A 22737-nucleotide genomic window follows, 5' to 3' on the forward strand; every position below is an offset into this window, starting at 1 on the left:
TATGATTGAATCAATTTTGCGTCTAGCAATAAATAGGCGCTATTTAGTATTAAGTTTGTTGTTGGTTATTATCGGTGTTGGTATGTGGAGTTTTCAAAAGCTTCCTATTGATGCCGTCCCCGATATAACAAACGTTCAAGTACAAATAAACACTTCTGCACCCGGTTATTCACCTTTAGAAGCCGAGCAGCGGGTAACATTTCCAATAGAAACAGCTCTAGCAGGTTTGCCAAAGCTATCTCACACTCGCTCCCTTTCAAGATACGGCTTATCTCAAGTGACCGTTATCTTTGAAGAGGGAACTGATATATATTTTGCCCGAAACCTAATAAATGCAAGGTTAGCTGCGATAAAAGGCGTTATTCCCTCTGGCTTAGAGCCACAAATGGGTCCTATTTCTACAGGGCTTGGTGAAATATTTATGTATACAGTTCAAGCTTCTCCTGACGCTAAAATGTCTAACGGAGAGCCGTATACCGCCATTGCCTTGCGGGAAATTCAAGACTGGATCATAAAACCGCAATTAGCTCAGGTTAAAGGTGTCATTGAGGTAAATAGTATTGGTGGCTATAACAAGCAGTATCATATAACTCCCGATCCTGAAAAATTACTATTCCATCGAGTTAGCTTCGAAGATGTTTCAGATGCATTACGTAAAAATAATGATAACCGTGGCGCTGGCTATATTGAAAAAAGCGGACAGCAAGTGTTGGTTCGATCCATTGGCCAACTTGCAACAATCGATCAGATACTCAATATTGTAATCAAGAAAAATAATGAAACCCCTGTAAAAATAGGTGATGTATCTAGTGTTGGAATAGGGAAAGAGCTTAGGACAGGAGCCGCTACTCGCAATGGCATTGAGACTGTTTTGGGTACTACCATGATGTTAATTGGAGAGAACTCTCGAACCGTAGCATTGGAAGTAAAACAAAAGCTAAGCGAAATACAGCAATCCCTTCCTAAAGGCGTTACCGCTGAAGCCGTATACGATAGAACAACTTTGGTAGACAAGGCTGTTGCGACAGTCACTAAAAATCTCGTTGAAGGTGCTGTTTTAGTTATTGTTGTGCTTTTCTTGTTGCTTGGAAACTTACGCGCAGCATTAATAACGGCTGCTGTAATACCACTATCAATGTTAATGACAATCACTGGTATGGTAAAAACCGGAGTGTCTGCCAATCTAATGAGTTTAGGCGCATTGGACTTCGGTTTGATAGTTGACGGTGCTGTCATTATTGTTGAAAACTCTGTTCGTCGGTTAGCAGAAGCACAACACAACGATTATAGGCAAAATTTGAAAGAACGTTTGAATACTGTTTATGAAGCCACATCAGAAGTCATACGACCAAGCCTTTTTGGTGTTCTAATTATCACGGTGGTCTATATACCTATTTTCACGCTAACTGGCGTTGAAGGTAAGATGTTCCACCCAATGGCGGCAACCGTAGTTATGGCTTTAATTTCAGCGATGATTTTATCTGTAACACTTGTACCTGCTGCCGTAGCTGTGTTTATGAAAGGTAAAATCAGCGAAAAAGAAAGTGTTGTGATCAGCTCAACCAAATCTGTTTACAAACCATTGTTAAAAATGGCGTTGAAATTCCGTTGGGGTATCGTTTTATTTTCGACATTTTTAATGGGATATAGTCTTTGGTTAGCAACAACACTGGGGACTGAATTTGTTCCGCAGCTAAATGAGGGAGATATAACGGTACAAGCATTAAGAATACCTTCAACTGGTCTTGAACAATCTGTTGAAATGCAAGAGGTACTTGAGCAACGTATAAAGGCATTTTCTGAAGTTGATAAAGTGTTTTCTCGCATTGGAACCGCAGAAGTGGCTACCGATCCAATGCCACCGAGTATTGCCGATATTTTTGTGATTTTAAAACCACGTAAGGATTGGTATGACCCAAAAAAACCAAAGAGTGAATTGGTTGAAGAAATGGAAGAAGCACTGAAGCATATTCCGGGCAACAACTATGAATTTACTCAGCCAATTCAGATGCGTTTTAATGAGTTGATTTCAGGAGTTCGAGCTGACTTGGGGATCAAAGTATTTGGTGACGATTTGGATCAGTTACTACTTACGGCAAAAGATATTTTAATTATTGTGAAAACCATCGATGGCGCAGCAGATGTCCGTATGGAGCAAGTTACTGGTGTACCTTCATTGTCTGTTATTCCCAAACGAGATGCATTGGGCAGATATGGTCTGAGTGTGGTTGAATTGCAAGATTGGGTTGCCGCCGCAATTGGAGGTGAATCTGCGGGGATAATGTATGAAGGTGACAGGCGTTTTGAGTTAGTTGTTCGTCTCCCTGAGCAAATAAGAACGGATATCGATGGATTGAAGTTTCTGCCAATTCCGCTTGATGATGGTAGCTACGTACCTCTTGAAGAAGTTGCAGAACTTAAGTCAGAATCTTTACCAGCACAAATTAGCCGTGAGAACGGAAAAAGAAGAGTTGTGGTTACAGCTAATGTTCGTGGTAGAGATTTAGGAAGTTTTGTAGAGGATGTGAAAACTAAAATTAATCAAGAAGGAGAAATTCCAGCAGGATATTGGCTTGATTATGGAGGAACTTTTGAGCAGCTAGAGTCAGCAAGTAAACGATTAAGCATGGTAGTACCTATAACATTGATCGTTATATTGGGCATTTTAGTCATCGCATTTGGTTCGTTAAAAGATGCGTTGATTATATTTAGTGGTGTTCCTTTGGCGTTGACGGGGGGCGTATTTTCACTTTATTTAAGAGACATGCCCTTATCAATTTCAGCAGGTGTCGGTTTTATAGCGCTGTCCGGTGTCGCTGTATTAAATGGCTTGGTTATGTTGGCTTTTATTCGAGATCTCTGGCATGAAAAAGGTGATCTTTATTTAGCTATCATTGAAGGTGCTATAATTCGCTTAAGACCTATTTTAATGACCGCCTTAGTTGCTAGTTTGGGCTTTATTCCAATGGCGTTAAATACAGGAATTGGTGCGGAGGTGCAGCGACCTCTAGCTACCGTTGTAATTGGGGGTATTGTATCTTCCACAATTTTAACTTTGTTTGTATTACCTGTTTTATACCTATGGGCACATGGCTCTGAGAATAAGAAACAGCAATCTAGTGAAATTTAAATAGAAGGGAGCAGCTTAATTTATAGTTAAGCTGCTTTGAATTTTTTCACTTCCACTATGAACATATGTGGAACGTCACAAATAATGAGAAATGCGTCACACGATGAGGAAATTTAACATTTAAGTTACACCTGAGAAAAATTTTGTAACTCGTCAACGATCCAATATGGTCAGCAAAGATACGACCGGACGTTAGCATCAATGGATTTTCGAGCTGTTTCTAGTGTTCATTAGACATTGAGCTACCTTCATCTTGATAGTCAACAAAACCACCTTTGAACTAAACCGCTCTCGCGGTAATGGTGTTCTTTTCAAACTATGTATCATCATCTAACTGAAGAATTCTTTTCTACTCTTAGTATTGAGGCATTCTGTCCTTGCCAGATACACGAACATAAGTTTCCTGCAAAATATCTTCTACGTCCTCATCACGCACTACAAAGCGTCGAAGTGACGGCAAGTCGTTTAAATACGTATCTAAAGACGGCCCTTTGGGCATACCAGTACTCTCCCTCAATGAGCCTTTAAAACTCAGAGATAAATTAACTATAAAACTATAAAACTATAAAACTATAAAACTATAACAGCTCAGCAGATAAAAACCCGACAATAAAAATTGATCATTTTATGAAAGATGAAAATTAGAAAGGGATAAGTCTAAATACCGTGATTGTAAAAGACGTTTTTCCGAATATTCAGAAGTTAACTCAAGTGACGAAGCAGAGTATTTAATAAGATACATTTACATCATAATTTTGACTTCTTTTTGTGATAATTGCTATCTCACTATGTGCCCCTAAGTGCCCCTAAGTGCCATAGAATCATAAATTTAATACCTAAAATCATATTAATCTAATGTCCGCTTTGCTATTTTCTAATCAAATTAGAATTTTTGACTTTATAGATTCCTGATGAAATTTAGAACAATTCTATTATCTAAAGCAGGGCTTATTTTCATCGGTTCAAATGTCGCTAGATAAGCCAAGTCTAAGGTCTATATCAGTATTTATAATCAAACTTGAGTATTGATTTTTCACGTTTCAAGTTAAAAATTTAGAAGAACTTCATTGTCTAGTTTAGGACCGCTTGGTCGGAGCAGAAGTCATAAGCGCATCAAAGATGCTAACGACTGCTTTAAGTCTTGGAGCTGCCGTTAGTAAAGCAAACGCTACCGTCAACAATACGCACTATCATGACCACTTTTACCACAGACTATCAAAGAATCAAATATGACGCACAACAGGAGCTGAAAGAATTGCTTTAGATGATATTTTCACAAGAGTAATTTTGATGACTTCATTGTAGCCAATCTGAACGTTCAGTCCGCTCTAACCGTTCTTTAAATGTTTCAATCGTTAACATAAATCACCTCAATTCACTCAACCCCAACGCTATAGATTCTTGTTGAAAACGACCAGATATATTGATCACTCGTTCATAAGCATTCGTCAAAAAATGTTTTTCAACCACATCATCAAACCCATTTAAAGCAACTTCTAGCTTCGGTGGACTTGCTCTTTTCTTATCGAAAGTCACAGCACTTAAATCTTTACCTTCAATATCCTCTTGAAGGACAGCTTTCATCTTCTCAAACTTAACAACATCAGCTTCAAAAGGAACGTCTTGTTTAACACGGTATGCGTACTCTAAAAGCTTTGGCTCAGCAGGCATGTACATAATAGCCTCTTGATTTTTAGAACCCGTCATTCTCAGTATTCGGCCTAAAATCTGTCTAAAGTGCATTTCCGTTTTTATATTGGTGAGATGACAACAAACCTGTAAACGAGGAATGTTTGTTCCTTCGCTGATCATACCTACCGAAATTATCCATTTAGTTTGTGCATGCCTAAATTGTTGAATAATACTGGTTGGCTCACTTTCCCTGTAGGTAACAACAACGGTATCTTCGTTAAAGCAGGTTTTCATTAATGTTGATATTTTTCGTGCATGATCAACAGATGAAGCAACAATTAAGCCTGCCGCGTCTGAGTTTTTTGTTCTTATTGAGCTTAGCTTTTTTTGTGCAGAAGAAATTACGTATTTAATTACCGCTTCATTTTCAATAATCTCCTGATAAGGAACTACTGACTCCATTAATAAAGATTTAAAGCTACTGAATGTTTTTGTCTCAACGTCATCTACAACCGAAATATTATTATTATCAATCGCAATTATCTGCGGCACACGACAAACATCATCTGTAATAGCCTCAGAAAGCCCATAAACATAATCACACGATATTTTGTTGCTAGGGTGCATATAGTTTGAAAGAACAATAGGAGCCGCGTCTGAGCGCCAAGGCGTTCCCGTTAAGGCTAATGTAAATTTAGCCTTATCTTGAATGTTCAGTATTATCTGTTCACCCCATGAATTGGCATTATCAATATTAGATCCCGCACAATGATGAATCTCATCAAAAATCACGAAAACTCGATACCGTTCAAATAACTGCCAAAAATTAACATCTAAATACTGCAAATTTTGATACGTTAAAGATCTCCCTCTAGCCCCTATCAACCCATCAAATCGTTCCTGAGTTTTTAACTGCAAACTTTCACTAAAATCTTGAGAAACAATTGAAGAAGGTGAAAAACAGATGATTAAATCAACCATGTTATTTTTTAACAACTGATTCGCTAATTCAGATGCCATCAAGGTTTTACCTGATCCTGGTGTTGCTAAGGCTAAAAAATGGCTAGTGCCATTTTGATATTGTGTTAAAGCTAAATTAATACACTCAGCTTGCCATTGTCTTAGTTTCATATTTTCTCTAGTGGTTCATCTTGCTTAAGTAAGCCTTCAATAGCCCTGATCTTCCCTAATATTCTGGTGTTGTTATCTCTAGCCTTATTGTATTGCGGCTGTAATTCATCAACTAACTCAGGAAACTCTGAATAAAGCTCTTTATAAGCTTCAGACTCACCAATATTTAATAGCAGTTCAGCTTTATAGTGATTCAATTTACCAAATAATTTCACTTGCTTATCATTCTGTTTTTTAGGTGAATTAATTACTTCAAACTTAGCCAGTATTGTTATTACATTAATATCAAAATCTTCTGTTTTATTGAATCGGGTGAATCCTTTTTTATTCGATATCCGTTTCTTCAGCCACCCCTTTTTTACCAGCTTTAAAAGTTCGGCATATATATTTCGTCTAACTTTTGCAGGATCTAAAGAAGAGTCGCTTTTCAAGGCTAAATAAGCGGACCTGACATCGCTCGTTGTGAAGTGATCAAAATTTGTTGCGACAATAATTTGAGCTACAAAATGGTCAAATTTCAAAGTAAATCCTAATCAACATATAACAATAATGGGTATTATAGGGCGTGGTGCTTTACTGCTCAACATGAAAATCTAATCATTTTGCCTGAAGGAAAAATAAGGTGAGTGATTTAGTTAAAGAATTCGGTAAAATGCTTCGCTTAAAACGCAAATCTGCTGGTTACTCTCAAGAGAGTTTTGCCGCGTATGTAGGCATAGAAAGGGGTAATTACGGTAAGATGGAAAGAGGTGCTGTTAATATTAAATTAGAAACATTATACAAACTGACTAATGCACTAAATTGTGAGTTTGAAGAGATAATGCCTTCAAGACTAAAGCATAAAATTGATCTAGATTAACTTAAAATCAATTTAACCATCACTACTCATTTTTATAAAAGTAAATTCATATATTTCAGTTTGTTATGTCATAATGACTCACTAGAACATGAAGCTTAAAGTCAACTTGGAAGATCTAATGAGCAATATTTCAGTAAAATTAAAAATGTACCCTGCAAGTAATGGAGATGCTTTTTTAATTTCAGCAAACGTGCCTGAGCCCTTAAATATCATGATAGATGGAGGCTATGCAAGCACATACAATAAATATATTTCCCCCGATTTGAAAGAACTTGCATTAGAAGGCTGTTCTTTAAATTTAGTAGTGGCAACACATATAGATGCTGATCATATTCTAGGCCTTATTGAATTTTTTAAGTCTAATGGTTGTTCTACAAAATCTAAGATAATACCAGTGCTTAATGTTATACATAATAGTGTTCGAAGTTTAAATCCATTGAAAGCTGATCTTATTCGAAATGATGATTTAGAGTTGTTAAAAGAAATAAATCATCAAGGATATCCAATATCTGAAAATAAAACAGAGGAAGAAATCAGTGCTCGGCAAGGAAGTTCATTAGCTGCATTATTACTAGCGGGTAAATATAATTGGAATTTTTCTGATGGAAATCAGAGTATTAATTGTGATAGTTTCCCGACAATAAAATTAAATAGCAATGCAAGTTTGAAGCTTCTTGGCCCCTCAATTGAACGATTGAATGAATTAAAAAAATGGTGGCTAAAGGAGTTACAAAGGATAGGTATTATCGGAGGGATTACTGAGGATATTATCTTTGACGATGCATTCGAGTTTTTATGTGCAAAAAATCTTTTCAAAAGAAATTATACAAAAAAGGAAAAAGATGTAATTAGTCAGGTTAGCGGTTCCAGCACTCACTCCCTTAAAGATGTTTATTCCCCTGACTCATCTATTACTAACTCTAGCTCAGTAGCTTTTATTGCTGAAATTGGCTCTGCCATGTTACTTTTTCTTGGTGATGCATGGTCTGAAGATATTGAAATAAAAATTCAGGAGCTTAAAACCAATACAAATAAATTACTATTTCAAGCAATTAAAATATCACACCATGGAAGTCTGCATAATACGAGCACATCACTATTGGAATTAATTGATGCCGCATCCTATTTTATTTCTTCTGATGGCAATCATCATGATCACCCTGATATTGAAGTATTAAAGGAAATTGTTGATAGACCAAGTAGATTTACGCGACGTCTTTATTTTAGTTACCCCACCCCAGCATCTACATTTATGAAAAACTACAAATCACAGAGTGGCGCTTGTTTTACTGTTCATGAAACTGCAAATAATTGGATTGATCTGACTTCGGAAATATTATGATAGAAAATTTTGTTAAAGCTTCAACTTGTAAAGTTGATTGTGGTGATGAGCTAGGAACTGGTTTTTTAGTTTCCGAAAGTATGGTCCTCACAGCTCGCCATTGCGTAATTGAATCTATTACCGATGATGCTGAAATAGAGTTATCTTTCCCTGAGCATCCAGACAGTTTAGTTGCAAAGGTTATTTCAGTAAGCGATGAATATGATTTATGCCTTTTATCTATTTCAGAAGATTTAGATATTACTCCTATGGAATTTGGCGACACCATGCCTGTAGAGGGAGAAGAATGGTACGCATGTGGCTTCCCTATAATCAAAAGAACTATTGGTCACCGAGTATCCGGAAACATATTACAAACTCTTAGTCAGCCAAAATTAAAAATCGATATTGACTTAGCTATTAAAAAAGATGTTGCCCTAACACAATATGACGGATTTTCTGGCGCAGCCTTAATTTGTGATGATGTATGTAGAGGTCTCATCCGTTTAAAAGTTGATAAAACTATTGCTGCTATTAGTGCAGTTAAAATAACTGAGTTTCTTGAACAGCATAATGTTCAGATAAAACAAAATAAATCTAAGTCCAATGACATTTTGATTCAACGTAAAGAATTTCAACTAGCATTTGAGGAAAAAGTCAAAGATTGTAAGGGTGGATATATATTTCTTAGTGGTTCAAATGGTATAGGTAAGTCGAGTTATTGTAATCACTACCGACCTTTTGCCTCTTCACTAGAGATGCTTGGCTGTTATAGCCTATCTTCAGCTAGGGAGGAGCTAGGAGCGAGCCATAAAGTTCAACCAGCGGTATTGTTTGATTGGTTATCTACTACAATATCAATAAAATTAAGTGGAAAGGCGTCACGTAAGGAAGATTTGTCTTATCCTGTTTTGATAGAAAAAACATCAAAACTTCTTAGTGAATTTGGTCGTTATTGTTTATCACAAGGTCGACAAGGGCTTATATTTATTGATGGCTTAAACGAAGCTCTAGAAATTAGTGAAGAACAGTTTTCTCTGTTTATAGGACTACTCCCTACAAAGCTGCCAGAGGGAGTAACTGTTGTACTTACAGCCCCAAATTTTGAAAATATTTCATCCTACTTAAATGGACGAGTAGATACGGAAAATAAAATAGAACTACCAAGCTTAAAACGTAAAGTTGTTAGACGCTATTGTTGGAAAGAGCTTAGAGAAGAACGCGCAACTACATCAATTATAAAGATCGTTTGTGATAAAGCTCAAGGGCATCCACTGTACCTTAGGTATTTAATTGAATTTATAAATAACTGTTCTGATTTAAATGATTTAAACGAATTCCCTAAGTTTTCTGGAGCCGTTGGGGAATATTACGAGAAGTTATGGCTAAAATTACTTCAAGATCAAGAAGCAGTTAACCTCTTAGCCATACTCTCACGCTTGCGAAGTAGTATTAATATTGAAGAATTACCCAAAATTCTAAGTGCATCAGAACGTACCGTTTTAATCCCAACATTAAGTAGGGTTCGCCACTTATTAGCTAACTCTGAGACAACAACAATTTATCATTCATCGTTTTCTGAGTTTTTAATAGAAAAGACAAAACAACTTAATCAGGATGTTGAGGAAAGGATTGCAAAGTTTTGTATTGATAATAGTGACCTAAAATATTGTGCTTTAAATTCTGTATATCACTTTCTTCTCTCGGGAAACGAAGGTTGTTTAAAAGCAATTCAAAAGTGTGACCAATCATGGGTTGATCAATGTGTAACAATTGGAGTTAAGCCTGACACATTACTATTTGACATTGAAAATGTACTAACGGCAGTTACTGAATGTGGATCTACTGTCGATATTATCAGAATGTTGTTACTCTCTCATCGTGTTAATTTTAGATATAATACCCTTTTTGCTCAATCAGCCTCGCTGATTGCAGAAGCATTAGTTGCTTTAGGTAAACCCCAAGAAGCGATTCAACATACCATTAGATTTAATACTTTAATTATCAGTCCTGATGAAACTTTTAGAATAGTTGTTTTTTTACTTGATAAAGAATACATAAAGGAAGCTAAAGAGTTACTGACTCTATTAGATGAATCCATTGAGGGAGTACTTACTTCACAAGGACATCAACTTAATGATTATATTATTTTATGCCAATACCGAATTCGTAGCGCTCTTTTATTAGATTTTATTGATGAAAATCCTATAAGTTATCAGGCTATGAATATCCTTTATAGTGCTATGAAGACTATTCACACGAATACCGAGGAGTTATCTCAAGAAGACTTCTTCGAAATTACAGCTGAGTTACAGTGTATTGTCCCAAGTTTTAAGCTATGTTTCCCAGACATATATGCTGGTTTAGATGAGTTAAAACAAAGAGGGCTTCAATTACCGCCAAATATGCTGGAACTATTGATATGTACTTTAGATCATTGTTTAGATTGGTTTAATAACTTTCAAAAAATTAAAAAAAGCAAGTGCTTACCTGAAATACTATCGGATATCGAAGAAACACTGTTATCTGGTTTATACATAAATGAACGCTTTCCTACCCAAACTATTGATACATTAATACAAGTTGGGGCACCAGTATCGCTTATTGAAAACATGAACGAGGATGAGGCTCAGCCAACACAAATTAAAATATTAAATGATGATGGGGTTGAACTTGAACACCAACAGATATTTCAAGGTGCAAGTGACTGGCGAATTGCTACCTTTTTATCAGATGATGTAGATTGCCCTCAGTTTAACGGTTGGAGTAAAAGTAATTGGCTGAATTCTCTTGAATTGATACTCAGCGCGTTATATTGGTGTGAAGGCACTGCTCTGCGAGGTAAAGCAGAAAACAACGAAAACTTACTCAAAATTGCCATTGAAAACATACAGTCTCATGTTCTTTTACCGCTATCTTTTTCACTTAAAGAAAGAGTGTCATGGGAGAACAGCTATTCGATCCCTGAACAATTAGTACCTATCATATATAAAAAGCTTTCTGAGCTCTATTTAGATTGTTTTCCTGAAAAGTCACTATCATTTTTAAATTATATAGATGAAAACTTTAATACTCAGTTAGGAATATATTCTGAAGGATTTCGAGCTGCATTATTTTCAGTGATAAACGAATTTACATCTCTAGAACTAACGAGTGCTGTAAATGATCAAGTATTCGAAATACTGAATAATTGGAAGAACTTTATAGTTGATAATCTCGCTAATAGGCACGAGTTAGTTCCTGAATTACTGATGCTTATCCCTTTATTTGTCAAAATTGATGCTAATGAAATAGCAGAAGATCTATATCAGAAGATGCTCAATGTTTCCATGGGACCAAACTGGTATAAAGAAGATCAATTTGGATTGATGTTAAGCCTTATAACTAGCACCGAGAGCTTAGATTATGATCAAAAAATCATACCTAAAATAGCTGGTTTATTAGAGAAAGCATCCGGTGAAATGACTTTTCAGCGATTTGTTAGGTATGAAAAAGCAGAACTTATAGGAGAATTGGTACGTCATAAAAAGCACACTCAAGCAATTGGATATTTCAAAAAAGAGACTTGCGGAACTTTACCTGAACTTTTGATTGAGGCTACTAAAGGTGAAATTGATAGGGTCGACTATTTAACTGGTATGCGCTATCCAGGAGGTGCGTTAGATGAACAGGATGCAATTTTCAAACTTGTACATAATGCAATAGATGCAGATTGGCGTTTACGTTGGGCCTTACTTGAAATTTATTTGTTTGGAGATGAAAGGTATACCGACCGGTTTGCTAAGGAGTTTGCTGGATTAGTTAATTCATTTGGTGACGATTCTGAAGTTATTTTAGAAATGAAAAATAGAATGACGTTGTTAATTTCTTCCGAACTTTCTTATTCACAACAAAACGAATTTTTGAGTTCTTTTCAAAATACACTTGATAAAACATTTCACAAAAATTTTTCAGTCTTATTCGGGGGGCTCCCAACGGATAAAGTTAATGAGTCGCATATTAGGCATTCCGAATCAAAAGTAGATAAAGAGGTTGAAGAAGTTGATGACGATATGTTCTTTATGCCTGGAACATTTGGCCGAAGATCTGCTACTAAAGAAGCAAGTCGTCTATTGTCTACTGCTGAATCAAAAATTAAAAGAGGAAATACAACTGAAGCTCGGAACATAGCGGTTAGCGCTTTACAAGTTTTACAGGATGGAGGTTGGTCTATCTGGGGTAATCTATCAGGCGAAGCTAGTAGGTTGATGGATATTATACAAAGTAACAATTTAGATGCAGATAAAGTAAGTCAACTGTATGCCCCCTTATTACTTGATGAACGCTATGAATCAAGATGGCGTCTTGCGGAACACTTGATAGATAGGTGTGGCAGTATTATAAATGGTGAAAATATCACCTCTCTAGCTCATAGTGTTCTAGAACATATTGGGCTAATGGTCGGAGATGCAAAAGATGAAATAGAAAGTTTTGAATTCCTAGAAAGTAACGATACAAAGGATATATCGCTTGAAATATTAGATTTGATTCTTTGGCTTGCAGATCATCCCCAATGGTTACGTAAAGAGAAAGCGGCGAATATGTTGGCTTGGCTTTTAAGCAAAGACCATTCATATTATAAAACCCTTGCACCTGAAGCCTTTTCAATGCGAGAAGGACATGGGCCTGATGTACTTTGCGGTATATTTGATGGAATGTCTCTTTCGAAACCATTAGAGGTATGGGAACTAATCGAGCCTAATCTTGATGTTACTAATATTCTAGAATGTAGGCATATTAGTCGCTTAGCTATTTTACACCGTGTTGTTACTAGAGCTTCCACAATAGGGTCTGAATCAGCTACTAATGTACTAGATAAAATCAATGAACTTCTTAGTTCTAAAGGCCTTCTTAAAGATAGCTTTAATAATGATAGGCCTCTCCCTGTTTGGGCTAGTTGCATAAAAGAAGTTTGGGATGAATTGTATTCTCTAAATATCGTAAATGATGAATTTATAAAATGCTTTGAAGAGGAAATGAATAATGTATGTTCTCCTTTAAACGTTGAAACAGCATGGCAGCTTGAAGAAATGGTATCCCGAGGGTTTAATGTGAGTAAAACTCAAAGCTTAAATAGGTGGGAAGGGAATGTTCGCTTTGCATTAAATATCGCCTTATTTCATAGCAATAATAGGAATAACTTTTTAATTTTAGAGCCAATTCTTAGAGTGTTTAACCCTTCTAAATTATGGTTAACTTTTGTCTCAGGAAAGAAATCTAGATCTAATAAAATCATCGAGGCTCTTTCTAACAAATGTGATCCAAAAAGTGTTATTAATAACACCGGTTCTGTTCTCTTAAATTATCACGAAATGATAAATCGTGAAGATCTTAAAAGCTGTCTTCAAGTTGAAATTACAGCTGTTATGACCTCGAGTTACTCGGGATATAAAGCTACGCCTCCAACAGATAGTTCTCATTTTTGTTCAAAAATCAGTCCGGATATTAATACCAGTGTTCCAGGTAATGAAATTTCTCATCGAATTGATCCTGACTATGTATTTCTTGGGATTTATACACCTGCGATTCCAACAAAAGCTTTTGTAAAAATGATTAATGCTCAAGATTACGATTTCATTAGAAGTAATTGGAAAGAAGGTCGTTCTTCTAACCAACATACACTTGGACAACCAAATATTGAAGGGTGTTCATTAGAAATTAAACGAGAAAAACTTCGCTTACCTAATGGTTTTAATTTAGCTTGGGTGTTTAAAGTTAATGGTGAGGTTATTGGCATACAACGCGGAATGGGACTCTAATTATGAATAAGATTGAAACCATGGATACTCCTTCAACACGTGAGGAATTTGAATACCGTTTCCATGTATTAAATGAACAAATCAGAAGAGATAAGTACCATAACCCATTCTCAGCTGGACTTGATGAAGTTCGTCTTCTTCCTAACGGTCGTATTGATATATTAAGTATAAACGAACACGCTAGGTTACAAGCTAATACGATGTCCCAGTTTAATTCAAAACGGATGCAAGAATTAATTAAAGCGCAAGATATAGAAGATCCAAATGATTAATAGTTTGGGGGTTAGTCATAAGTGTACAAATATAAAAATTTCGCAGGGATAAACAACTATGTTTTTAGCAAATATTAGAATATGGAATTTTAGGAAATATGGCTCTTCAAATGAAATAGACTTAAACAATCCTAATTTAGATTTAAACTTTACAAAAGGTCTAAACATTCTTATTGGCGAGAATGATTCAGGTAAAACTGCGATAGTTGATGCTATTAAATTAGTGTTAAAAACACATAGTTATGAATGGATTAAATTAGAAGACTATGATTTTTTTGATTCGTCTAACAGGTTTAGAATAGAGCTTCGTTTTGAAGATATGGAAGAAGAAGCTTTTCACTTTACAGAATGGCTTGGTTTTGAGGGGCAAGGCGATAAAGTTAAGCCGTATTTAAGAATAATTTACGATGTATCGAGAACTTCTCAGCGTATATTACCCGCCGATATATGTGCAGGAGTTGACAGCCAAGGTACACCACTAAAAGCTGCTGCTCGTGAATACCTTAAAGCCACTTATTTAAAGCCACTTCGTGATGCTAATCTCGACTTAACACCTAAGAAAAATTCCAGACTATCAAATATTCTTCAAACTCATGAAGCTTTTGAAAATAAAGAAGAACATCGATTAGTTACTCTCTTTCAAGAGTTCAATAAAAATGTTGCTGCATATTTTGAGGGCTTAGATGCTGATGGAGAAATTCTAAAAGATGATTTAAAAGGAAAAGAATTAAAAGATAAAATTGACACCTTCGTAGAATTATTTATTGATGAAAAGTATGCGACTAATTTTGATGTAACTAACGCTAATTTAAAATCAATTTTAGAAAAATTAGAACTACAAATACTAGAACAAATCAATCCTGGCCTTGGCACAATGAACAAGCTATTTATGGCGACGGAGTTACTCCATTTAGAAAAAGATAATTGGACAGGTTTAAGATTAGGCTTAATAGAAGAGTTAGAGGCACATTTACACCCACAAGCTCAGATGAAGGTAATTGAAGCATTACAAAATAAGCAAGATATACAGCTAATATTAACTACACATAGTCCAAACTTAGCATCGAAAGTAAAACTAGAAAATATTATTATTTGCCACAATAAAAATGCTTACCCCTTAAATAATAAATGTACGCTATTAGCTCCTGATGATTATAAACACTTAGAACGATTTTTAGACACTACCAAAGCAAACTTATTTTTTGCGAAAGGCGTAATAATGGTTGAAGGTTGGTCTGAAGAAATACTCATACCTGCTCTTGCTAGAAAAATGAAAAAAGACGGTTTAATTACTAAAGATATAACAGAAGCAGGTGTTTCTATTGTAAACGTTGCTAGCGCAGAGTTTATAAAATTCGCTAAGATTTTTTTAAGACAAAAAGAACCTTATCTAACTTTACCTGTTGCTATCATCACCGATGTGGATGTACCAGCTTATGAAAAAGAGTTGGCTATAGACAGCGGAGGCAAAGCTATTAAAAAAGGTAAAAATAATACATACAACTATCTCAAGTGCTGTGAAATTGAAGTTACTAAACAATCTTTATTACGAAAAGAAGAAATAGAAAAAAAGTTTAATAATCAATCTACTCACGTCTTTGTAACTGAAAGCTGGACTTTGGAATATAGTTTACTTATTTCTAGTACTTTAGGGAAACATGTAGAATCTGTTCTATTAGATATGTTTCCAAACATAGACACCTCAAATTATGGAAGCGAATTAGCCAAAAAACTACTAGGGAAAGACATTAAAAAAACTGAATTTTCTTACCAACTTGCAAATTTAATAGACCCTAATTCAGATGATTATGATGATTCAATAAAACTAGATACAACAGATCAGCCAATTGCTTCTCTTATGGAGGCAATTAAAGATGCCTGTAATTAGTATTACTGATGAGGATATTAAATACGCTGAATCTATTTTATTAAAAGCTGGACAAAAATTCGATGATGAACGAATTGAGTTCTTAAAAGACTTAAATACGCTTGATTTACAGGCCGTCCCAGGCAGTGGAAAGACAACGATTCTCTTAGCAAAACTATTGATTTTTGAACGTTATATGCCTTTCAAAAGCGGCTCTGGTGTATTAGTAATATCTCATACAAATGCGGCAATTAATGAAATAAAAAACCGTATTGGTCCTTACTGTCCAAAATTATTTTCTTATCCAAATTTTGTTGGAACAATTCAAGGCTTTGTTAATGAGTTTTTAGCTAAGCCTTATTTTAAGCAGAGCTTTGGAAATGATATTATTAAAATATGTGACCAAGCATATGCGCAGCAAATAAAAAACAAATTAACTTTCGATTTATTTGGTCAAAGAGAGTCGTTCAAAAAAGTTAAATATATTTTCTCCTGTAACGACTCAAAGATATTTAATTATCGTTTTTCGCAAGAACCCAAGAGTAGAGATTTAGTCAGCACAATAAATGGTTCTAATTTAAAAATAAATAAGCCGAAACCAAAGTCCATAAACTATCAAGATTATTCAGATGAAGAAAAGTCAGATATTTTAGATTATTTATTTAAATTAAAGTGGAAAGTCCTTGCCGAAGGTTATCTACACTTTGATGATGCTTATGCTTTAGCTTATAAATACTTATATGCTCAACCACAGATAATCAATATTATTCAACGGCGTTTTTCTTATGTATTTGTTGATGAAATGCAAGATATGGATGAACACCAATACCAAATTTTAGAAATGTTGTTTTTTGGTAACGAGATTTGTAAATCTGTATACCAACGTGTCGGCGATAAAAACCAGGCGATTTTTAATGGTGATATTAAATTAGATGAGATATGGATAGATCGAAAAATAGTAAAAAAAATCACTGGCAGCCATCGTTTATCACCTCAAATCGCTAGCCTCACAAATCAATTCAGTTTAACGAAATCGAATATAATAGGCTTAAATCCAGATAGTAATATAAAACCACTGATACTTATTTATACCACTGAAAATAAAGAAAAAGTAATCGAGTTCTACACATCGATAATTAATGAGTTAACTGAGAAAGGCATACTCCCCTCTTCCTCTTCAAAGACAATAGCAGCTGTAGCATGGGTTACAGGGAAGAAAGATAAAGAAATACAAATCACGCTACCTAGTTATTATCCAAGCTATAGCCGTGAACAAGAAAAACCTAAAAGTGAGTATAACTGTTTAGCGCAATATTTAATCTGTTTTGAACAAATTGATAGCAGTTTAAAACCAATTGCTTTCAACATTAAAAGTGCAATTATGAAATCGCTTAGAATAGTGAATATTAAGGGTGATGATGGAAAATTCTTTAAAGAATCGACTTTTAGAAAGTTGCTGCTAGAAAAGTCACTATTAAATGAAAAAGAGGTAACATTTGAAAAGAATATTTACATGTGGTCAATCAACGTAATGAGGGGAAACCACAAGGATGTATTGGGTGAACTACAAGTTTATATTATTTCAATTTTCAATGAATTATTCCCAGAATACATTCCAGAACATAATTTTTTATATGATCACTATTTACCGAATATTAACGAGTCCGCTACGCCTGAATTAACAAATAGTAATATTTTATTCAACACAGTGCATGGTGTAAAAGGGAATACGCATTTAGCAACTTTATATTTAGAATCCTTTTATTATGGTGAGTATGAATCTACTTTATTAAGTGAAGTATTTAATGGTGTATGTAGTATGGATTTTATTAATAACATTGAAAAAAAAATTAACCAACTAAATTTTGAAATTGTTGAATTGAATAAAAAAGGTAAAAAAGGAGCTATAAAACGGCAAGATGAAATTAGCACGTTAAATACAAAAATGGATAATATAAAAAGATACTCTAAAATGTTGTACGTTGGCTTTTCTAGACCAACACATTTATTAGCCTTTGCTGTAGAAGAAACTAGATTTAATGCATTAACTATTAATGAAGATGTTTGGGATGTAACTTATGTTTAACCAGTAGCAGCTTAGATAGCTTATTTACTTTTTTGTCTGTAAAGCTAGTCCACTTCAGTTTTTCGGTTATTAACAATATGGTCGATAATTTAAGACCTTTAAAGTTACTATAATATCTACATTATCAATTAAGGTTTGAGCCTGTTAGCTGTTACTTTCACTAATTATAACAATATCTACAGTAGATGTTATTTTTACACCTTATTTTTATATTGTGTCCATTAAAACCTTTATTCCATCTTATCTAGCACTCACTCACTCACCAAACATCTACAAACACTACTAGCTAAAAGGTTGTAGAATGTCGAAGGCGGCGTTAAATGCAGCAGCCATGTCGTTGAGTCATGATCTTGCTAGTAAGCATGTTGCTGTTGGCGTATATCACCCCGGTTATGTACAAACCGATATGGTTAATTATGGTGGCGATATCAGCGCCAGTGACTCTGCTAAAAAGTTGGTAGGGTTAGTGAATCAACTCACCATGGCAGAAAGTGGGGTGTTTAAACATTCCAATGGTAGTGTGCTTCCTTGGTAAATAAAACCAATATAGCATCTGAACATACCAAGCCAATGAATAGTAAACATATAAAAATATGGCAAACCGTTCAGGCGATCCCCTTGGGTAAAGTCGCCTGTTATGGTCAAGTCGCTGATTTAGCTGGCTTGCCTGGTCGCGCTCGGCTAGTAGGGAAAGCATTAGGTGCTGTGCCTAAAAACGGTTGGCGTGGGGCAAAGGTGCCTTGGTATCGAGTGGTTAACTCCCAAGGAAAAATTTCATTTGCACCGGGGAGCGAGCATTTCAATCGACAACGGGATTTACTGCAAGATGAACAAGTTGTGGTTATTGGTGCGCGTATAAAATTACCAACCTTTCAGTGGCAACCTGACTTAGCTGAACTGCTATTTATTTTGGAAGGTTAAGGTTTTTTATTACGGCAAAAGCACCGAACCAAGCAAAGGATAGCCCGGTGCTCATTTAATCATTTTATAAATGGGTTCTTACTTCAAACAACTCAGGGAAAAAGCTGACATCGAGTGCCTTTTTTAAAAATCCAACGCCTGATGACCCGCCTGTACCTTTTTTGTAACCGATAATTCGCTGCACAGTATACATATGCTTGAAACGCCACTGTTGAAAGGCATCTTCAATATCGACCAATTTCTCTGCTAATTCATAAAGTTCAAAATAGGTTTCTGGCTGTTGATAAACATTCAGCCAAGCTGCTAGTACACTGTCGTTACGTTGATAGGGCTGAGTAATATCGCGTTGACTGATGGTAGGATCAATATCAAACCCAGCTTTTGCTAACGCGATAATGACTTCATCGTACAGGCTATTGTTATTTAACAGCTTATCTAGTTCTTGATAGGCTGAGCTACCTGCTGGATGAATTTTCAGCATATCGGCGCTTTTATTGCCCAGTAAAAATTCTAATTTACGATATCCACAAGATTGAATACCTGATGAGCGACCTAAGTCATCACGAAACTTTAAATAATCGCTTGGCGTTAAGGTCGATAAAATATTCCAAGATTGCGTTAGTTGCATAAATATCTGCTTTACTCGTGCAATAACTTTAAAGGCAGGGCCAAAGTTTTCAGCTTTTATATAATCAATGGCACTTTGCAGTTCATGACCCGCAAGCTTTAACCATAGTTCACTGGTTTGATGAATGATGATAAAAAGCATTTCGTCGTGTTCACCACTTAATGGTTTTTGCGCCGAAAGCACGCTTTCCAATTGTAAGTAATCACGGTATGACATTTCATTATCAAGGTTTTGATGAATGCCGTCTTCTAGCGGACGAGTATTATCGTTAGCTTGATGATGAAAAGGGCAGCCCGAAGCTTTGCTATCGCTGCTGGTTTTATTCTTCGTGTCAGTGTGCTTTGTATTAGCTGTATTTGAGCTAGCTTTAGTCATTACCTTGCTCTCCCAAGTTTGTCTTAGTTGTTAAATTTTTATCAGTGCTAAACGCCGCTTGCGCTAATTGCTGCAATTTTTCATAAACAAAGCTTGTTTGCCAGCAGTGTTCAATATCGGGGATTTGCATGATTTTCTGCATAATTTCTTGCTGAATATCGCCAATGGCTAAGGCTTTAGAATAAGGCAATAAGGGCGAAAAGGTCACCATAGCATAAAGCGGAGTCCAAAGATTTGGGTGGCGCTGGTGAAACTCTGCTTCAATTTTCTTTTGTAATAAAAAAGTGGCTTGGCCCGATAACTCACTCATTTCGACAAAGTTACGCTGGGCTAATTCAGTGATGGCATCAGCATTGATCTTTCTCGCGGCTTGATAGGCGGGAAATATCTTTGACCAGTCTTGCTGATGTTCAGTAATTAATTCATCTAAAATACGACAATCTTCAAAGCCGCAGTTCATGCCTTGACCATAAAAAGGCACCATTGCATGCGCTGCATCACCAATTAAGGCGACTTTTTCGTTAATCACCCAAGGGTCAACTTTAAGCAAAAATAACGGGTTGGCAGTTTTATCCAGAAACTCATCTATTGGATTTTCCAGTAAAGGCATGGCATCAGCAAAGTTTGCTTCAAAAAATTGAGTTACGTCAGTTCGTGTTGTTAATGACGAAAATGAAACCTCACCTTGATAGTCTAAAAATAAAGTACAAGTGAAGGAGCCGTCAGGGTTCGGTAAGGCAATGAGCATAAATGTTTTACGCGGCCAGATATGTAAAGCATCTTTGGCCATTTTAAATGTACCGTCTTTGTTGGCAGGAATGTGTAATTCAATATAACTTTGCGGCATATATGACTGGCTATAACTAAAACGTGGCGTTTCTTGTGCTAATCGTCTCACCTTAGAGTACGCGCCGTCTGCGCCAAATAAAATATCTGCCGATACTTTTTCTACGTTATGTTCATGGCTAAAGCTGGCGCTGGCATTGCTAAAGTCTACGTCAATTAAGCGATGTTCAAACTTAATATCGATTAAGGTTTCTTGTTCTGCCAATTCAAGCAGTTGTTCGTTAATACCTGAGCGCGAAACTGACCAAATAGCTTGTCCCTCTTGACCATAAGCTTGTTCGGTTATCGTGCCGTCAATAGCGTGCATTACACGCTTTTTCATAGCAATAGCATGCTGTTTGACCTCAGCTTCAATTCCAACCGACTTTAACGCTAGCCAACCCCGATCAGAAAGAGCAATGTTGATCGACTTTCCTTGATAAATATTATGGCTGCGAGAATCAGGTCGCGACTCAAGCAGTTTAACGGGGTGACCTTGACGAGCTAACATCACAGCAAGCAATGTACCAACGGGTCCAGCACCGGCAATGGTTATTTTTTCACTTGTTGACATTAAATACACTCCTTTAATATTCTGACAAAGTGATAAACATCCTCAAAGCTATTGTATAAAGGCGCTGGCGCTACACGAATAACATTAGGCTCACGCCAATCGGTAGTTACACCCTTATTCTCTAAAGCAGTAAACATAGCTTTACCATCAAGACCCGGGACATTAATCATGAGCGATAGCTGACAGCCGCGTTCTGCCGGGTCTTGTGGTGTAATAATATGAATTTTTTCTCCCAGCTCTTGGTTTATCAAGGTGATCATGTAGTGGGTCAATAATAAAGACTTCTTACGCAGGGCAGGCATACCACCGGCAAGCTTAATGGTATCAAAAGAGCCACGCACAGCAGCAAGCGACAGTACCGGCGGGTTCGATAATTGCCAACCCTCTGCACTAGGAATAGCTTTAAAAGTATTTTCCATTTTAAAGCGGCTAGTCTTGTCATGTCCCCACCAACCGGCAAGACGGTTAAGTTCGGTATTTTCTACGTGCCTTTGATGGACAAAACAACCCGCGACTGAGCCAGCACCGCTGTTAAGGTATTTATAACTACACCAACAAGCAAAGTCGACTTGCCACTGGTGTAAAGATAATTCAATGTTACCCGCAGCATGTGCAAGGTCGAAACCGACTTTAATGCCTCTGGCATGGGCGACTTCAGTTATGCGCTGCATATCTAATACTTGGCCGGTGTAATATTGCACGCCAGGTAGTAAAATTAATGCTATTTCATCGCCGTGTTGCTCGATTAATTGCCAAAGATCTTGATAATTTAATAACGCTTCATCGGCTCTTGGTGTCCATAAAAGTAAGTTGTCATCGACACTTTTATTATGATGTTTTAGTTGTGATTCCACCGCATAATGATCAGATGGAAAGGCATGATCTTCGATTAAGATCTTCGAACGCTGCTCGGTCGGTTGATAAAAGCTCGCCATCATAAAATGTAAATTGGCGGTAAGTGAGTTCATCATCACCACTTCCTTTGGCAATGCACCAACAATTTCTGCGGCTTGTTCGGTTAAGAACTCATGATAAGGCAGCCAAGGGAAATCCCCTTCGAAATGGCCTTTAACGCCCCGTGCTTGCCACGAATCAAGTAACTCTATTACAGCCGCACGGGCTAATTTAGGCTGAAGGCCGAGCGAATTTCCGGTGAAGTAATATTCGTCTGTGCCATCTGCCTGTTTAGGAATAGAGAATTGTTCGCGCATTGCCCTGAGGGGATCGTTACGATCAAAGTTTTGTGCGTAAGCTAAAGAATTTATATCAGCTTCAGTCGTTGATTTGTTATTACTCTCATTGCTCATGATGTACTCGT

General features: G+C 36.2%; 15 protein-coding genes. 9 read left to right on the forward strand and 6 right to left on the reverse strand.

Annotation, left to right across the window (positions count from 1 at the left end):
- The first annotated feature begins 1 nt into the window (after position 1).
- Entirely contained in the window at positions 2 to 3130 is a 3129-nt protein-coding gene (locus tag B5D82_RS03435) for an efflux RND transporter permease subunit (protein ID WP_081149262.1), read from the forward strand.
- 355 nt (positions 3131 to 3485) lie between these two features.
- Here the strand turns inward: B5D82_RS03435 and B5D82_RS19830 are convergent, their stop codons facing one another.
- From B5D82_RS19830 to B5D82_RS03445, 3 genes are all read right to left on the reverse strand, one after another.
- The gene (locus B5D82_RS19830) at positions 3486 to 3629 is read right to left on the reverse strand and encodes a hypothetical protein (RefSeq protein WP_157673831.1); all 144 of its coding nucleotides are present in this window, start codon (positions 3627 to 3629) and stop codon (positions 3486 to 3488) included.
- An 866-nt stretch (positions 3630 to 4495) separates the two neighbouring features.
- Positions 4496 to 5893: a DEAD/DEAH box helicase gene (locus B5D82_RS03440; RefSeq protein WP_081149264.1), complete on the reverse strand. Its 1398-nt coding sequence runs from the start codon at positions 5891 to 5893 to the stop codon at positions 4496 to 4498.
- Entirely contained in the window at positions 5890 to 6414 is a 525-nt protein-coding gene (locus tag B5D82_RS03445) for a hypothetical protein (protein ID WP_081149265.1), read from the reverse strand. The genes B5D82_RS03440 and B5D82_RS03445 overlap by 4 nt, the downstream gene beginning before the upstream one ends.
- A gap of 101 nt (positions 6415 to 6515) precedes the next feature.
- Here B5D82_RS03445 and B5D82_RS03450 point away from each other — a divergent pair, with 101 nt between their 5' ends.
- The 8 genes from B5D82_RS03450 (at position 6516) to B5D82_RS03485 (ending at position 19017) form a co-directional block, all read left to right on the forward strand.
- Positions 6516 to 6752, forward strand: coding sequence for a helix-turn-helix domain-containing protein (locus B5D82_RS03450; RefSeq protein ID WP_081149267.1), 237 nt, complete (start codon positions 6516 to 6518; stop codon positions 6750 to 6752).
- A 118-nt stretch (positions 6753 to 6870) separates the two neighbouring features.
- A complete protein-coding gene (avs1a, locus tag B5D82_RS03455) occupies positions 6871 to 8094 on the forward strand; it encodes an AVAST type 1 anti-phage system MBL fold metallo-hydrolase Avs1a (RefSeq protein ID WP_081149269.1) in 1224 nt (407 codons plus the stop codon).
- A complete protein-coding gene (avs1b, locus tag B5D82_RS03460) occupies positions 8091 to 13871 on the forward strand; it encodes an AVAST type 1 anti-phage system protease Avs1b (protein WP_081149270.1) in 5781 nt (1926 codons plus the stop codon). The genes avs1a and avs1b overlap by 4 nt, the downstream gene beginning before the upstream one ends.
- A 2-nt stretch (positions 13872 to 13873) precedes the next feature.
- Entirely contained in the window at positions 13874 to 14143 is a 270-nt protein-coding gene (gene avs1c / locus B5D82_RS03465; protein WP_081149272.1) for an AVAST type 1 anti-phage system protein Avs1c, read from the forward strand.
- Positions 14144 to 14201: 58 nt separating this feature from the next.
- Positions 14202 to 16031 (forward strand): ATP-dependent nuclease, encoded by a 1830-nt coding sequence (locus tag B5D82_RS03470; RefSeq protein WP_081149273.1) that lies wholly within the window; start codon positions 14202 to 14204, stop codon positions 16029 to 16031.
- Positions 16018 to 18096 (forward strand): UvrD-helicase domain-containing protein, encoded by a 2079-nt coding sequence (locus tag B5D82_RS03475; RefSeq protein ID WP_081149275.1) that lies wholly within the window; start codon positions 16018 to 16020, stop codon positions 18094 to 18096. The genes B5D82_RS03470 and B5D82_RS03475 overlap by 14 nt, the downstream gene beginning before the upstream one ends.
- A gap of 301 nt (positions 18097 to 18397) precedes the next feature.
- Positions 18398 to 18631, forward strand: a complete 234-nt coding sequence (locus B5D82_RS03480; protein ID WP_081149276.1) for a Rossmann-fold NAD(P)-binding domain-containing protein — start codon at positions 18398 to 18400, stop codon at positions 18629 to 18631.
- A 35-nt stretch (positions 18632 to 18666) separates the two neighbouring features.
- Positions 18667 to 19017 (forward strand): MGMT family protein, encoded by a 351-nt coding sequence (locus tag B5D82_RS03485; RefSeq protein ID WP_081154275.1) that lies wholly within the window; start codon positions 18667 to 18669, stop codon positions 19015 to 19017.
- Positions 19018 to 19081: 64 nt separating this feature from the next.
- Here the strand turns inward: B5D82_RS03485 and B5D82_RS03490 are convergent, their stop codons facing one another.
- The 3 genes from B5D82_RS03490 to kynU are packed head-to-tail and all read right to left on the reverse strand — an operon-like array spanning position 19082 to position 22726.
- Positions 19082 to 20020: a tryptophan 2,3-dioxygenase gene (locus tag B5D82_RS03490; protein WP_081149278.1), complete on the reverse strand. Its 939-nt coding sequence runs from the start codon at positions 20018 to 20020 to the stop codon at positions 19082 to 19084.
- Complete coding sequence (locus B5D82_RS03495) at positions 20013 to 21419, reverse strand: FAD-dependent oxidoreductase (protein ID WP_081149279.1); 1407 nt, start codon at positions 21417 to 21419, stop codon at positions 20013 to 20015. The genes B5D82_RS03490 and B5D82_RS03495 overlap by 8 nt, the downstream gene beginning before the upstream one ends.
- Entirely contained in the window at positions 21419 to 22726 is a 1308-nt protein-coding gene (kynU, locus tag B5D82_RS03500; RefSeq protein ID WP_081149280.1) for a kynureninase, read from the reverse strand. The genes B5D82_RS03495 and kynU overlap by 1 nt, the downstream gene beginning before the upstream one ends.
- Between the last annotated feature and the right edge of the window lie 11 nt (positions 22727 to 22737).

The sequence above is a fragment of the Cognaticolwellia beringensis genome (assembly GCF_002076895.1).
In the GTDB taxonomy this organism is placed as follows: Bacteria; Pseudomonadota; Gammaproteobacteria; order Enterobacterales; family Alteromonadaceae; genus Cognaticolwellia; species Cognaticolwellia beringensis.

Bases quoted from the DNA above. Each gene is read 5' to 3' on its own strand.
- B5D82_RS03435 (WP_081149262.1), top strand. From the start codon at position 2: ATGATTGAATCAATTTTGCGTCTAGCAATAAATAGGCGCTATTTAGTA.
- B5D82_RS19830 (WP_157673831.1), bottom strand. From the start codon at position 3,629: ATGCCCAAAGGGCCGTCTTTAGATACGTATTTAAACGACTTGCCGTCA.
- B5D82_RS03440 (WP_081149264.1), bottom strand. From the start codon at position 5,893: ATGAAACTAAGACAATGGCAAGCTGAGTGTATTAATTTAGCTTTAACA.
- avs1a (WP_081149269.1), top strand. From the start codon at position 6,871: ATGAGCAATATTTCAGTAAAATTAAAAATGTACCCTGCAAGTAATGGA.
- avs1b (WP_081149270.1), top strand. From the start codon at position 8,091: ATGATAGAAAATTTTGTTAAAGCTTCAACTTGTAAAGTTGATTGTGGT.
- avs1c (WP_081149272.1), top strand. From the start codon at position 13,874: ATGAATAAGATTGAAACCATGGATACTCCTTCAACACGTGAGGAATTT.
- B5D82_RS03470 (WP_081149273.1), top strand. From the start codon at position 14,202: ATGTTTTTAGCAAATATTAGAATATGGAATTTTAGGAAATATGGCTCT.
- B5D82_RS03475 (WP_081149275.1), top strand. From the start codon at position 16,018: ATGCCTGTAATTAGTATTACTGATGAGGATATTAAATACGCTGAATCT.
- B5D82_RS03480 (WP_081149276.1), top strand. From the start codon at position 18,398: ATGTCGAAGGCGGCGTTAAATGCAGCAGCCATGTCGTTGAGTCATGAT.
- B5D82_RS03485 (WP_081154275.1), top strand. From the start codon at position 18,667: ATGAATAGTAAACATATAAAAATATGGCAAACCGTTCAGGCGATCCCC.
- B5D82_RS03490 (WP_081149278.1), bottom strand. From the start codon at position 20,020: ATGACTAAAGCTAGCTCAAATACAGCTAATACAAAGCACACTGACACG.
- B5D82_RS03495 (WP_081149279.1), bottom strand. From the start codon at position 21,419: ATGTCAACAAGTGAAAAAATAACCATTGCCGGTGCTGGACCCGTTGGT.
- kynU (WP_081149280.1), bottom strand. From the start codon at position 22,726: ATGAGCAATGAGAGTAATAACAAATCAACGACTGAAGCTGATATAAAT.